At 63.7% G+C, this 13,371-nt stretch carries 16 protein-coding genes; 9 read left to right on the top strand and 7 right to left on the bottom strand.

Features of this window, described 5'->3' with window-relative positions:
• Positions 1-123 precede the first annotated feature (123 nt).
• From ABCW42_RS20060 to ABCW42_RS20050, 3 genes are all read left to right on the top strand, one after another.
• Positions 124-1,467, top strand: coding sequence for an MATE family efflux transporter (locus tag ABCW42_RS20060; protein ID WP_423182836.1), 1,344 nt, complete (start codon positions 124-126; stop codon positions 1,465-1,467).
• 9 nt (positions 1,468-1,476) lie between these two features.
• A complete protein-coding gene (locus tag ABCW42_RS20055; RefSeq protein WP_423182835.1) occupies positions 1,477-2,031 on the top strand; it encodes a DUF308 domain-containing protein in 555 nt (184 codons plus the stop codon).
• Between the two features lie 92 nt (positions 2,032-2,123).
• On the top strand, positions 2,124-2,468 hold the full coding sequence (locus ABCW42_RS20050; protein WP_423182834.1) for a hypothetical protein: 345 nt from the start codon (positions 2,124-2,126) through the stop codon (positions 2,466-2,468).
• A gap of 61 nt (positions 2,469-2,529) precedes the next feature.
• On the opposite strand, the gene ABCW42_RS20045 is transcribed toward ABCW42_RS20050, so the two are convergent.
• Positions 2,530-3,078 (bottom strand): CGNR zinc finger domain-containing protein, encoded by a 549-nt coding sequence (locus ABCW42_RS20045; protein ID WP_423182833.1) that lies wholly within the window; start codon positions 3,076-3,078, stop codon positions 2,530-2,532.
• 70 nt (positions 3,079-3,148) lie between these two features.
• Between ABCW42_RS20045 and ABCW42_RS20040 the strand changes: the two genes are divergently transcribed.
• Together ABCW42_RS20040 and ABCW42_RS20035 are read left to right on the top strand one after the other, a co-directional pair.
• Positions 3,149-4,174: an EamA family transporter gene (locus ABCW42_RS20040; protein WP_423182832.1), complete on the top strand. Its 1,026-nt coding sequence runs from the start codon at positions 3,149-3,151 to the stop codon at positions 4,172-4,174.
• Between the two features lie 103 nt (positions 4,175-4,277).
• Entirely contained in the window at positions 4,278-4,550 is a 273-nt protein-coding gene (locus ABCW42_RS20035) for a DUF2277 domain-containing protein (RefSeq protein WP_133204933.1), read from the top strand.
• A 98-nt stretch (positions 4,551-4,648) separates the two neighbouring features.
• Here ABCW42_RS20035 and ABCW42_RS20030 read toward each other — a convergent pair whose 3' ends face one another.
• From ABCW42_RS20030 to ABCW42_RS20015, 4 genes are all read right to left on the bottom strand, one after another.
• The gene (locus ABCW42_RS20030) at positions 4,649-7,093 is read right to left on the bottom strand and encodes a heavy metal translocating P-type ATPase (RefSeq protein ID WP_423182831.1); all 2,445 of its coding nucleotides are present in this window, start codon (positions 7,091-7,093) and stop codon (positions 4,649-4,651) included.
• A 9-nt stretch (positions 7,094-7,102) separates the two neighbouring features.
• Positions 7,103-7,342 (bottom strand): heavy-metal-associated domain-containing protein, encoded by a 240-nt coding sequence (locus ABCW42_RS20025; RefSeq protein ID WP_423182830.1) that lies wholly within the window; start codon positions 7,340-7,342, stop codon positions 7,103-7,105.
• A gap of 52 nt (positions 7,343-7,394) precedes the next feature.
• The gene (locus ABCW42_RS20020; RefSeq protein ID WP_423182829.1) at positions 7,395-7,826 is read right to left on the bottom strand and encodes a metal-sensitive transcriptional regulator; all 432 of its coding nucleotides are present in this window, start codon (positions 7,824-7,826) and stop codon (positions 7,395-7,397) included.
• Between the two features lie 407 nt (positions 7,827-8,233).
• Positions 8,234-8,797, bottom strand: coding sequence for a universal stress protein (locus ABCW42_RS20015; protein WP_423182828.1), 564 nt, complete (start codon positions 8,795-8,797; stop codon positions 8,234-8,236).
• Between the two features lie 104 nt (positions 8,798-8,901).
• Here ABCW42_RS20015 and ABCW42_RS20010 point away from each other — a divergent pair, with 104 nt between their 5' ends.
• The 3 genes from ABCW42_RS20010 to ABCW42_RS20000 are packed head-to-tail and all read left to right on the top strand — an operon-like array spanning position 8,902 to position 10,608.
• Positions 8,902-9,102 carry a hypothetical protein gene (locus tag ABCW42_RS20010; RefSeq protein WP_423184957.1) on the top strand — a complete coding sequence of 67 codons (201 nt, stop codon included), beginning with the start codon at positions 8,902-8,904 and terminating at the stop codon, positions 9,100-9,102.
• 55 nt (positions 9,103-9,157) lie between these two features.
• On the top strand, positions 9,158-10,312 hold the full coding sequence (locus ABCW42_RS20005) for a WD40/YVTN/BNR-like repeat-containing protein (RefSeq protein WP_423182827.1): 1,155 nt from the start codon (positions 9,158-9,160) through the stop codon (positions 10,310-10,312).
• Positions 10,313-10,320: 8 nt separating this feature from the next.
• Entirely contained in the window at positions 10,321-10,608 is a 288-nt protein-coding gene (locus ABCW42_RS20000) for a MoaD/ThiS family protein (RefSeq protein WP_423182826.1), read from the top strand.
• A 15-nt stretch (positions 10,609-10,623) separates the two neighbouring features.
• On the opposite strand, the gene ABCW42_RS19995 is transcribed toward ABCW42_RS20000, so the two are convergent.
• Positions 10,624-10,860 (bottom strand): hypothetical protein, encoded by a 237-nt coding sequence (locus tag ABCW42_RS19995; RefSeq protein ID WP_423182825.1) that lies wholly within the window; start codon positions 10,858-10,860, stop codon positions 10,624-10,626.
• A gap of 181 nt (positions 10,861-11,041) precedes the next feature.
• Entirely contained in the window at positions 11,042-12,361 is a 1,320-nt protein-coding gene (locus ABCW42_RS19990; protein WP_423182824.1) for an MFS transporter, read from the bottom strand.
• 209 nt (positions 12,362-12,570) lie between these two features.
• Between ABCW42_RS19990 and ABCW42_RS19985 the strand changes: the two genes are divergently transcribed.
• Positions 12,571-13,341 carry an IclR family transcriptional regulator gene (locus ABCW42_RS19985; protein WP_423182823.1) on the top strand — a complete coding sequence of 257 codons (771 nt, stop codon included), beginning with the start codon at positions 12,571-12,573 and terminating at the stop codon, positions 13,339-13,341.
• The last annotated feature ends 30 nt before the right edge of the window (positions 13,342-13,371 follow it).

Below are 13,371 nucleotides of genomic sequence, written 5' to 3'. Positions count from 1 at the left end.
GATGGCTGTCTCAAAGCCTCTCGGACAGGGCCGAATTTATTGAAGCTTCAACTTAAGGGTTGCGAATTTTGCTTGAAGTGTCAATTAGGCGGGCGCCCTCCGCGCCCCCGCTACGCTGGATAGGTGCCCGAAACAGTGACCCGTCCCGCCGCGCCCTCAAATACCCGGGAGATCCTGCGGCTCGCCGTCCCTGCTTTCGGCGCCCTCATTGCCGAACCCCTGTTCCTCCTGGCCGACTCCGCGATTGTGGGGCACCTCGGCGTCCCGCAACTGGCCGGCGTGGGACTCGCTTCCACCCTGCTGTACACCGCCGTCGGGCTCATGGTGTTTTTGGCATATTCGACGACCCCGGCAGTGGCGCGTGCAATCGGCGACGGAAAACTCGGCAAAGCGCTCGCGTCAGGGCGCGACGGCGTGTGGCTGGCATTGCTCTTGGGTGCAGTTCTTGCGGTAGCGGGCTTCCTCGCCGCCGAGCCGCTCGTCGGGCTGCTTGGAGCTGACGGCGAGGTCCGCGGATATGCGGTGGAATATTTGCGCTGGTCCATGCCCGGCCTCGTGGCAATGCTCCTGATTTTCGCCGGAACCGGTGTGCTCCGCGGGCTCCAGGACACCCGCACCCCCTTGGTGGTGGCGACGGCCGGTTTTGCCGTGAATATCGGCCTCAACTGGTTCCTTGTCTACAGCGCGCACCTCTCCGTGGCGGGCTCGGCGATCGGCACGAGCATCGCGCAATGGGCCATGGCGGCGGTCTACCTCGTAATGGTGGGCAGGAACGCCCGTCGCCATGGGGTATCCCTCAGGCCGGATTGGCGCGGCATCAGAACCATGACATCCGTGGGCTCGTGGCTCATGCTCCGCACCCTCAGCTTGCGGCTGGCCATCCTCGCGACGGTCTTTGTTGTCACCGCGCAGGGATCGGTCAACCTGGCCGCCCACCAACTCGCGATGACAATCTTCTCCTTCCTGGCCTTCGCGCTCGACGCCCTGGCGATCGCCGCGCAAGCCCTTATCGGCAAGGAACTCGGGGCCTCCCGTCCGACGCGGGCGCGCGAACTCACGCGCACCATGATCCGCTGGGGAGCGGGATTCGGTGTGGTGACAGGGGTCCTCCTTGCTGTCTTTGCTCCGTGGGTGGGCTTCCTTTTCACTTCCGACGGCGGCGTCCAGTCCGCGCTCACCGCGGCGCTGTGGGTGCTCGCCGCAGGGCAGCCGCTCGCGGGCTACGTATTTGTACTGGACGGCGTGTTGATCGGCGCGGGCGACGCGCGGTACCTGGCGATTGCCGGCGTCGTAAACCTCGCGGCCTATGTGCCGCTCCTGGCGGCCGTCCACCTGATAAGGCCCGACGGCGCGGCGGGGCTCGTATGGTTGTGGCTCGCGTTTGCGCTGGGCTACATGATGGCGCGCGGGGTCACTTTGGGGCTGCGCGCGCGGACCGATAAATGGATGGTCCTTGGTTCGCACTAAACTGGACGGGTGACTTTCCCCGCCTCTTCAGTAGCTTCCTCCACGCCGACGGCCTCGGCACTCTGGAAGCCAGTCCTTATTCGTGCCGTTGTTGCACTGGTGTTCGGCGCCGTCACGGTCTTTTGGGGCTCGCCGTCGGTGCAGGTCCTCGCCTGGGCAACCGGCCTCTACTTGTTGGCGACCGCGGGCTTCGCTTTCCTGGCTTCCAGCGTGCCGGCGGCCGCTGCGGTTGTAGTTGGCGCAGCTGGAGTGGTGGCTTTGATTACGCAGTCCGATGCCGGGGTGGCGATTTCCGCGCTCGTGGGGCTATTGGTCCTCGGAATCCTTGAGCTGGTTCGGGGTTTCACCCGCCGGGGCCGCCACGCACTCGCCCGCGACTGGCTCATTTCCGGCGTAGTGGGGATCGGGACCGCTGTGGCGCTGCCGTTCTTCATCGACCTTGGAGCGCACGCGTTGCTCGGTGTTGCCGGTGGCGGCGCGATCATTTCAGGGGTCTTGTGGGTGCTTTCCGGACTGAGCCTTCGGCACGATGGGCGAACCCCCTCGATTGAGGCCGTAAACTAGTAGTCGTACGTTCTACTCTGCGTAGAACTTTCTGAGTAGAACTTCGTGGGCGCGCATGGCGCCGGCAACCACGCCACATTGGAGGATTGATCTTGGCTGACCAGAAACCCGGAGAGCCGCGCAAGATGCGGACCTCGGTTAAAGGACCGCTGATGTTCTCCGCGTTTTGGGGCGTGGTGATTTTCTTTGCGGTGCTGATTTTCGCCTCGGGCGGCAGTGCCCGCACCCCCCGCTTCGATCTCGCCTTCACCGGGGCTGGTATCGCATTCATCGTCAGTTTGGTCCTGGCGGCCATGCTGTCCATGACCCACAAGGAGAACGCCGAGCACCTCGGCAAGGGATCCGGCGTCAACCTCAGTTCGAAGAAGCCGAGCCACGGCCCCGTGACGCACCGTCCGGCCGGCGACCCGGAAGCGCCCGACGCCGAAACCCGCTAAGGGTCGCTGCTCGCCTTTCGCTTTGGCGAGCGTTTGCTTTGACGGGTGCCATCCCGCCCGCCTATTCCGAGCCTGAGGCCTTCCTGGCGCGATAAGCGGCCACGTGCGTGCGGTTGGCGCAGTTTCCCGTATCGCAATAAAGCTTGGAACGGTTGCGGCTGAGGTCCAGCACGGCGGCATCGCAATCGTCGGCCGCGCAAACCCGCAAGCGGTCCATTTCCTTGCTGCGGATCACATCCACAAGCGCCATGGCCGCCTCCGTCCCCATGCGATCCGCGAGGGGAGCGTCCTGCGGGGTGGCATGAAGATGCCAGTCCAGGTGGTCATGCTTGGCCAATTGGGGGAGCGCGCGGGCGTCGGTGAGGATCTGGTTGACGCCCTTTGCCGCGGTTTCTTCATTCGCGGTCCACAGCGCTGCCAGCTGGCTACGCAGCCGTTTCACGCTCTGCAACTCGGCCTCGCTGCCTTCCCTGCTGCCCGTGAATCCTTCGACGTCCAGGAAGGCACGCAGTTCGGCGACGCCGGTGAGGGATTCGGTGCCGTTCGCCGCCGTATTGATCAAGTTGACCAGGCTGCGAAGGGCAGTTTCAGTGTCAGGTGCAAAAAGCACTTTGACTCCTTACATATTTCCGGAGTATTGTCAGCAGCGTAACCCATTTTACTCCTGACAGGAGGCTGCTGTGTCGGCTGCAACCACTCGGACCGGTGCTCCGCGCCTCATGGCATCTGGCGTTGGGATCGCCCTTTTCTCCTCAGCGGTCTTCGGCTTGTCCGGTTCATTTGCCAAGTCCCTGCTGGAAACCGGGTGGACGCCGGGTGCGGCCGTCGCGGTTCGTTTGACCGGTGCCTCGTTGGTTTTGCTGATTCCCGCGATCATTGCCCTGCGCGGACGGTGGCACCAGCTCAAGGACAACTGGCTGACGATCATGCTGTTCGGGGTGATTGGCGTGGCCGGATGCCAGCTTTTCTACTTCAACGCCGTCTCGCGGCTGTCCGTCGGAGTGGCCTTGTTGCTTGAGTATCTCGCGCCCACCCTGATCGTTTTGTGGCTGTGGATGGCAACCCGACGGCGCCCGCGCGCGCTCACGTCGGTGGGGACCTTGCTTTCCCTCGGCGGTCTGATCCTGGTCCTCGACCTCACGGGCTCGGTCAAAGTGGACTTCGTCGGAGTCCTCTGGGGGTTGGCTGCAGCGGTTTGCCTCGTGATCTATTTCTTCATCACCGCCAAGCAGAACGACACCTTGCCGCCTATCGTCCTCGCGTCGGGCGGCCTCATGGTGGGCTCGGTCCTCGTGTGGGTTGCCGGCGGCACCGGGCTGCTGTCCATGACGTTCGCTTCCGCTGACACGCACCTGGGTCCCTGGACCACTCCGTGGTGGGTTTCCCTCGCCGGGTTGATCTTGTTGGCGACGGTCCTGTCCTATGTCACGGGAATCATGGCCGCGCGCAGCCTCGGTTCGAAGGTCGCGTCCTTTGTCTCCCTGACGGAAGTCTTGTTCGCCGTGGTCTGGGCCTGGTTGTTGCTGGCTGAGCTGCCCGGAACCATCCAGCTCCTCGGTGGTGCGTTGATTGTTTGCGGCGTGGTCCTGGTCCGCATCGACGAACTACGGGCCGACCGGCTAGGTTCCGCGGAGCCGGGCAAAGCCGCAGCTCCCGAGCTTGACCACGCGAACGACGTCGAGCCTGTGCCTTCCGAGTTGATCTAGGGCTGCTTTCCCGTCGTGGTTGTCCTGCATCGTGGTTGTGCTGCATCGTCGTTGTCATGTGCGGGCATCCCTTCCAAGGGGCGCTGGGCCTAGCATGGGTGATATGTGCCGCAACATCCACACCCTTCACAATTTCGAGCCCCGAGCTACCTCAGCGGAGGTTGAAGCTGCCGCTTTGCAATACGTGCGCAAGATCAGCGGCAGCACCAAGCCCTCCAAGGCCAACGAGGAGGCGTTCGCCAGGGCCGTCGAGGAGATCGCCCACGCCACGCAGCACCTTCTCGATGCCTTGGTGACCCACGCGCCCGCGCGCAACCGTGACGACGAAGCGGCCAAAGCCAAGGCCCGTGCGGCCGTTCGCTTCGGAACCGCGTAACCGGCGGCTGGCGGAACTTCCCTAGCGAAGGGGTAGCCCGCTACGCGCCAGGACCGGCGCGCCACCCGAAGTGGGCAGACTCGCCAGCCCTGCGCTTGCTACCGCCCGAAGGAGCGCAGGCGCAACGAGTTTGCGACCACCAGGACTGAGCTCGCCGCCATGGCGGCTCCCGCGATCATTGGGTTCAGCAGACCCAGGGCTGCCACCGGGATTCCGATCGCGTTGTAGAAGAACGCCCAGAACAGGTTTGTCTTGATGGTGCCGAGTGTCTTCCGCGACAGTTCGATGGCTTGAACGAGCTGACCGAGGTCGCTGCCCATTACTGTCAGGTCGGAAGCCTCGATGGCGACATCCGTGCCCGAACCCATCGCAATGCCGAGGTCGGCTTGGGCCAAGGCTGCGGCGTCGTTGACTCCGTCTCCTGCCATGGCCACGGTGGAGCCCTGGCTTTGGAGGTTCCGAACGGCTTCCACTTTGCCCTCGGGCTGGACGCCCGCCCGCACATCCTCCGGGGCAATTCCGACGGCCGCAGCCACCTGGGCTGCGACCGCGGCATTGTCCCCGGTAAGTAGCAACGGACGGATGCCAAGCTCTTTGAGCTTCGCGATAGCGGCGGCCGATCCAGGTTTGATGGTGTCCCTCAGGGTCACAATCCCGGCAGGTGTTCCGTCAACGGCTACCCAGATGGCAGTTGCGCCTTGTGCTTCTTCGGCGGCAAATGCCTCCTGTTGGGCCGGATCCGGGAAGATCCCGTTCTGTTCCAACCAAGCCGTCCGGCCAGCCAGGACCAACTGCTCGTGGTCGATCCCTGCATCCCCGATCCGTGCGTCGCCGGGACCAGATCCGTTCAGCGCTACCATCCCGCGGACTCCGCCGCCCGGAGCAGAATCGAAGTCCTTCACTACTGGCAGCGAACCGGTACCCGGCAAGGCCGAGGTGGCGGCGGCTGTAATCGCGTGGGCGATGGGATGCTCGGACGCTGCCTCGACTGCGCCCGCGAGAGTCAGGACATCGGCAGGGGAGTGGCCGTTGAGGGCAATCGTGCCGCCTACGGCGAGTTTGCCGCTGGTGACTGTGCCCGTTTTATCCAGGAGGATTGCGTCCACGGTGCGGGTATCCTCGAGGACCTGGGGTCCCTTGATAAGGATGCCGAGTTGGGCGCCACGGCCGGTTCCGGTCAGAAGCCCGACAGGGGTCGCGAGGCCCAAAGCGCACGGGCACGCGATGACCAGTACAGATACCGCCGCCGTGAAGGACGCATTGAGGTCCCCGCTCAGAACGAACCAAAGCACGAATGTGACAACGGCGACCACCAGGACAAGGGGAACGAAGACCGCGCTGATGCGGTCGGCGAGCCGTGCAATCGGGGCTTTTCCCGTCTGGGCCTGGCTGACAAGCCGTCCCATTTGCGCCAAGGTGGTGTCCGAGCCGACGCGTGTTGCCTGGACGATCAACCGGCCGGATGCGTTGATGGTGGCACCTGTGACTTGGCTGCCGGGGCCGACCTCGACCGGCACGGATTCACCGGTGACCAGCGAAGCGTCGACGGCGGAAGCGCCGCCCGTCACTACGCCGTCCGTGGCGATCTTCTCACCGGGGCGGACCACGAAGACATCTCCGGCCACGAGCTGTTCGGCCGGGATCTTGTGCTCGACGCCGTCGCGCAGCACGGTTGCTTCCCTGGCTCCCAAATCGAGCAAGGCCCTGAGGGCGTCGCCCGCCTTGGATTTGGCGTTGGCTTCGAGAAAGCGGCCCAGGAGCAAGAACGTGGTCACCACCGCGGCAACCTCAAAGTACAAGCCACCGCCGCTCATGTCCCCCATGTCGCTCATGCCCGGCATCGACTCCATGCCGGGGTATTCCGTCAGCATGGGGTTGGCGAGGAGTTGCCATGACGAATAGACGTAGGCTGCAAGCACGCCTATGGAGACGAGGGTGTCCATGGTCGAGGCAAAGTGGCGGGCGTTGATTGCGGCGGCGCGATGGAATGGCCACGCAGCCCAGCTCACCACGGGTAGGGCCAAGACCGCGGCGACCCAGCCCCACTGGGGGAACTGGAAGGCGGGAATCATCGAAATCGCGAAAACCGGGACCGTCAGGATTGCTGCGCCTATCAGGCGAGGGCGCAACTGATGTGCGGCTGGCCCATGGGACATATGGTCGCCGCCCGTGCCTCCGACGGCGTTATGTTCATGTTCTGCCGGGACGTGGTGGGCGGTCCCGCTCAGCTGCGCTCCGGCGTCGTGATTGTGATGCTCCTGAACGTCGACCTGAACGTCGGTCGCGGGCACGGTGGGTCCCGCTCCGCGGATCCGGGCTTTGTAGCCAGTGGCTTTGACGGTGTCCACGATCTGCTGGTCGGTGATGTTGGCAGGGACAGTGACGTGGGCCGATTCAAGCGGGAGATTGACCGACGCTTCGACGCCGTCGAGCTTCCCGAGCTTCCGTTCGACGCGGGCCACGCAGGAAGCACACGTCATGCCTTCGATGTCGAGTTCGAGTATGCGCGTGCCCGTTTGGTGCAAGATGTCCTGATTAGTCACGAGTGGCCCCTAGGCCTCATTGGCAACTACCAGGTAGCCGGCTTCGGCAACAGCTTCGCCTATTTCAGCCGGCGACAGCTCCTGGGTAGAAGTGATGGTGACGGTGGAGAGCCCGCCTGGGTTGAGGTCGATTTCAACCTGTTCCACACCGGCCAGTGATTCGATTTCCTCGCTGACTGCCGAGATGCAGTGCCCGCAGGTCATGCCGGAAACGCTGACGTTCGTCTGGATGGTGGCGGTGCGGCCCATTGTGTGCTCCTTGGTGGTGAGTTGGATGGTGGAGTGGTGATTGCTTGCGGGATTACCGCAGCAGGCGCCCGATGGCATCGGTTGCCTCCTTGACCTTGACGTCGATTTGCTCGGCTCGAAGATCGGGATCGGCCTCGGAAGCCGCTCCGGCAACGCAATGGCCGATGTGCTCCTCAACAAGGCCGAGGCTCACGGCGTGGAGTGCTTTGGTGACCGCGGAGACCTGCGTGAGGATGTCGATGCAGTACTTGTCCTCTTCAACCATGCGCGCGATACCGCGCACTTGCCCCTCGATACGTTTGAGGCGCTTCAGGTACGAGTCCTTGTGACTCGAGTAGCCGTGTGGCGAATGGGTCCCGTCCCCGACCTGAACATCCGTGGGGCCAATCGCGAGGTCCACCGCGTTCAGATCGACAGTTTCCACATCGACCGGTTCCACGTTGACCGATTTAGTTTCCGGCGGGTTCAGTTCAACCGTGCTCATGGTCCCAAGGTATACCCCCTAGGGGTATGAATTCAAGTACCCCCAGGGGGTATGCGAAACCCGCCGGTGGCAAGAAGGGTGGGGTCGGCTTCCCGACCCTCTTTGAATCGGGAAAGTGCTTGCGACACGGCAGCCGTGTTTTTGGGGCCGCTGATGGGCCAAGCAGGTTCAGGAACGGGTCTCCCGGCAACGACGCGGGACCTCGCGGCAGCCACGGAGCGGGGCACGCAGTGGCAGCCGGGGCAGCGGTAGCCGGGCAGCCAGCGCGCGTTAAAACAAAGAGCTCCGGAGTGCGTTATTGGGGGATACGCACTCCGGAGCGGACTTTGGAGCAGGTTCTTGGGTTCCTGCTGACAATCAGCTTACGTGGCCCGACGGCCTTCCGCTACCGATCTGAATTACTACTTTCACTTTAGTTTTTCCGGGCCGGGCGGAGCCTCTTCGCGATCCGTGCTTGGCGTGGCGGAATCGTGGGAACTGCGGCGTTCATGGCGGGGGATTGGGACCAAAAGCACGGGCCGGCTCTGATGTCGCGTCAGCCACATGGCGACTGAACCGTTGACGGCTTCGGAAATCCTGTGCCCCAGCCCCGGCTCAGGACATCCGAGAATGATCATGGAAGCCTGGATGTCGTCGGCCAGCCGGCCAATGGCGCGTGCGGGATCACCGGCAAGAAGGCGCAGCGTCCAGTCCACTGGAGCTTCGCCAGCGGCCTCCTGGATCTGGGTGCGGAGTTCGGTCCGGACGGCCGCGACGTCGGCGTCAGCCTTCCCCGGGTGCAGCGACATTCGGTGCGTTTCCTTGGCGGGGTCCCATTCCACCAAGTAGCTTGCCTCATCCACGTAGGCACAGACCAAGGGCGCGGCCAGGCGGAGGGCGAGGTCCCGCGCTGTGCGGAGTACATGGGGATGCTGGCCCGGTAAGACGCCGAGCACCAAAGGAACGCGACCACTGAAACTCTCCGAGGCCATACTCAATTGTTGCCTCGGAGGCCGGGTTTGAACAGCTGCGCAAGGCCTTGTCGAGCATCTCACGCAGGCCTAGCGTTGTAACTGCAAAGGAAGGGGTGGTCCACGTGGAGATCTTCATGTGGTGGCTGGATATTGACGTTAATAGCAAGGAGTGGCTGCGGGAGAACCTCCGTTCAACGGAAATTCCAACGGAAGTCCTGCAGCGCATTGCCGAAGCCGGCGGTCCGCACCCGGATGACCTCGCAGGCGGACTCAGCGACGCGGATTGGGACTTCATAGAGACGCAGTCCGAATTCGTCGACTGACCTGGCTCACGCCAGCGCATAAAAACCGTTGCGGCTCCCGCACGGTGATGGTTGCATGGGGTTCATGGCTACCGCAGAGAGTTATGTCTTAGCGATCGGGACCAAAAAAGGACTCTGGCTTGCACGCAGCTCAGACCGAAAACAGTGGTCCTTCTCCGGTCCGCATTTCCTCATGAGTGAGATCCCGAGCATCGGGATCGATACCCGTGGGGGCAGCCCGCGGATCATGGTGGGCGTGCGCTCCGAACACTGGGGGCCCACCGTGGTTCATTCCGACGATCTCGGCGCGACATGGACCGAGCCCGAACAAGGCGCCATCAAATTTCCCGAAGGCACCGATGCCGCTCTCGAACGGATCTGGCAGATTTACCCCGATTCCGCTGCCAGGCCGGGAGTCGTGTGGGCCGGCTGCGAGCCGATCTCAGTGTGGAAGTCCACCGACGGCGGCGAGCACTTTGAGCTCAACCGTGGCCTTTGGGAGCACCCGCACCACAGCGACTGGGGAGCCGGGTATGGCGGCGCGGCGGCGCATTCGATCGTGGTCAATCCTTCCGGGGAGAACGTCCACGTCGCCATGAGTACTGGCGGCGTCTACCGATCGCTCGACGGCGGTGCCTCCTGGGAGGCGCGCAACAAGGGGATTTCGGCCTACTTCATGCCGGATCCCAATCCCGAGTTCGGCCAGTGCGTGCACAAGATCGCCGCGGATGCCGTCGTCGAAGGCCGCCTTTACGCGCAGAACCACCACGGCGTTTACCGCACGGATGACAACGGCGAGAACTGGGTTTCCATCGCCGAGGGCCTGCCCGCCGATTTCGGTTTTGTCATGCTTACCCACCCGCGGCGCGAGGGTACGGCCTGGGTGGTGCCGATCAAGGCGGATGGAGAGCGGATTCCGCCGGACGGCCGGCTCGCGGTCCATCGCACGGACGATGCCGGACTTACGTGGAAGCGCTTGGACGTGGGGTTGCCGGACCACGAATACAACGCGGTGCTCCGTGACGCGGCCTCGGCGGATACGGCTGAACCCGCCGGGGTGTACTTCGGAACCCGCGGAGGTTCGGTTTACGCCAGCGCTGACGAAGGCGAAACGTTCCAGGAGGTTGCCTCGCATCTCCCGGATGTCTTGTGCGTCCGCGCCGCTGTTGTCTCCGGTGATCTCCTTGCTGAGCAGACTGCCGCCTCAGCTATGACGAGTCTTCCGGCGTAGGACCGGCCTTGCCTGACATTACGGTTGTTTTGCCGAGCGTCCTCCAGCCGCTCGCCGGCGGGCAGTCCTGCCTGACTACACCCGCCGACGGCGCTGTGACCGTGGAAAGATTGCTCGATGCCGTGACCGGGGATTACCCGGTGTTGGCCCGTAGGCTCCGGGACGAAACCGGTTCCCTCCGCCGCTACGTGAATATTTACGTGAATGGCGAGGAAGTTCGTCGTCTCAAGGGCCTGGATACTGAGGTTGTGGGCGGTCAGGAGGTTTTGATCATCCAATCCGTGGCCGGCGGCTGAAGGCCGGGGTGCGGCTCAGGCCACGCGCCAGACGGTGCATTCGTCGGCATTGATGGCCTTGCGAAGGCCGGTCAGCTGGTCCATGATCCAGACGACGCCGATGCCCGGGGCCGTCTCCTGGACGCTGCCCCTGCGGATGACCACGTCATCGTAGGAGGGGCCGACGGAGAGGCGGGCTTCGATTTGGTCGCCGCGGTGCAGCTGGTCAAGTGCGCGGATTCGTGTGGGCTTCGCGGATACTTCCTTCAACATAATGGCCTCCCTGGCTGGAGCTGCCTGCGTTTGCCGGCTATTCCAGTGTGGCGGGGCAATGTTGCAAGGCGGTTTCGCGCGGGTTAGGGGCACGAAAAAATCCGTTGCCGCGTATGTGTCGTTCCAGGGTCAAAACGACACATACGCAGCAACGGATCGAGGAAGGGGTAAAGCGGGGGCCTTACTTCAAGCCGAGTTGCGACGTCGGGGTCTTGAAGGATTCGCGGGCCGTGAGGGCCGAGACGGCGGCGATGACGCAGATGGCGCCGGTGAAGATGCTGATCTGGACCCAGCCACCGGCCTTGGTGCCGCCCATCGCGGTGACGATTGCCGGGGCGAAGCCTGCCATGAGGAATCCGAGCTGCGTGCCGATGGCGAGGCCGGAGAAGCGGACCTTCGTGCTGAACATCTCGCCGTAGAAAGAAGGCCAGACGGCGTTGGCCGCGGCGTATCCGATAGCGAAGTAGACCACGGAGACCAGGAACATGAGCGGTACGCTGCCGCCTTCGAGGGTCAGGAGGAACACCGGGGTCATGATCGCACTGGCGACGGCGCCGTAGATGAAGACGGGCTTGCGGCCGATGCGGTCGGCCAGCGCGCCGAAGACGGGCTGGGTGCCGAGGGCGACGATGTTGGCGACGACCACGAGCCACAAAGTGATGGTGCTGTTCACGTGGGCCACGTCCTTGGCATAGGCGATGGCCAGGGTCCCGAAGACGGTGCTCACGGCAGCGATGAAGGCGCAGCAGACCACGCGGAGGACGTCGGCCCAGTGCTGGCGGAGGAGGTCGGCAACCGGGAGCTTGGCGATCTGGTTGTTTTTCTTCGCTTCTTCGAACGCCGGCGGCTCGTGGAGGGTGCGGCGGATGAAGAAGGCGACAACCACCACGACGGCGCTGAGCCAGAACGGGATGCGCCAGCCGATGCTGTACTTGACGTCGTCGGGCAGGGCGACGACGGGGATGAAGATCAGCGCGGCGAGGATTTGCCCGCCCTGGGTTCCGGTGAGGGTCCACGAGGTGAAGAAGGAACGGCGGTTGTCCGGAGCATGTTCAAGTGTCATGGACGAAGCGCCGGCTTGCTCGCCCGCGGCGGAAAGCCCTTGGCAGAGGCGCGCAAAGACCAGGAGCGCGGGTGCCCACCAGCCGATCGCCTTGAAGTCGGGAAGGCAACCGATGATGAAGGTTGCGCCGCCCATCAGGACGAGGGTGAACATGAGCACGCGCTGGCGGCCGATCCGGTCTCCGAAGTGCCCCAGGATGATGGCGCCCACCGGACGTGCGACGTAGGCAAAGCCGAACGTCGCGAACGACATGATTGCCGCGTTGGCATCCGCGCTGGGGAAGAAGACGTGCGGGAAGATCAAGGCCGCCGCCGAACCGAAGATGAAGAAGTCGTAGTACTCGACGGCGCTGCCGAGGAAGCTGGCGAGTGCGGCTTTCTTCGGCGTTCCTGCGGTGGCAGCAGTGCCCGGCTCCGTAGACGGGATCGTGTGGCTCATGGTGTTCCTTTGGTGTGACGGCGATGTCGCATCTGGCTGGATATTGCGTGCCTGAACGCTGATCGGGGCTCCGGCAGTGAAACTCGCACTGTAGCCACCATGTGAGAGCGACTTGTGCGATACAGCAATGATGACTGTGAGCACAGTCACTTGTCAAGATATTTACTCACCATCTAGATATAGCTCTCACGATGTGGGAACATTTAGCTATGGATGTGAAGGAAGACACAAAAACCGACATGATCGGAAAGGCCCTGGGCCTCCTTGTATTGCTGGGCAACGAGCCGAAGGGGGCGAGCGCTTCCGAGTTGGCGCGCCAGGCGGACCTGCCGTTCAGCACCACTTACCGGCTGCTGGGCTCGCTTACCCGCGATGGATTCGTGGACTACGAGGCCGACGGCCGCCGCTACCACCTGGGGCTTCGCGTCTTCCAGCTGGGCCAGCGGGTGTCCAACCATCACGGATTCGCCGGCACGGCCCGGCCCATCTTGCAGCGCGTCACCGAAGGGACTGGCGAAGCCACCATCCTTTCCGTCCGCGATGGCCACCACCACCTCACGGTCAACAAGGTGGACGGACCCCAGATGTTCCGGGTTACGAGTGATCCCGGGCATCTTGGAATGCTCCACACCACGGCGGTCGGCAAGGCGCTGATTGCCTTTGCCGACGACGTGGAACGCAAGGAGCTGGTCGAAGGGATCGAACTCGAGCCGCTCACGGAATTCTCCATCACGGACCGTGAGGTTTTCCGCGAGGAGATCGACAAGACCCGCCGCCAGGGCTACGCCCTCATGGACCAGGAGAACGAGGTGGGCATGCGCGCCGTCGCCGTGCCCGTGCTCAACTCACAGGGAATCGCTTTCGCGTCGCTTGCCACGGCCGTCCCGGTGTTCCGGATGGAAGTGGAGCAGCTCATTGCCGTCGTCCCCTTGCTGAAAAGCGCGGCTGCCGAGCTCGCGGACCGCTTGCCGCAGCGCTAAAGGCGCTTGCGCCGTGCCACTTTTGTTCGC

The organism is Arthrobacter sp. NyZ413 (assembly GCF_049390645.1).
Taxonomy (GTDB): Bacteria; Actinomycetota; Actinomycetes; order Actinomycetales; family Micrococcaceae; genus Arthrobacter.
Note: the sequence above shows the minus strand (reverse complement) of the source record. Positions and strands in the feature narration are given on the sequence as shown.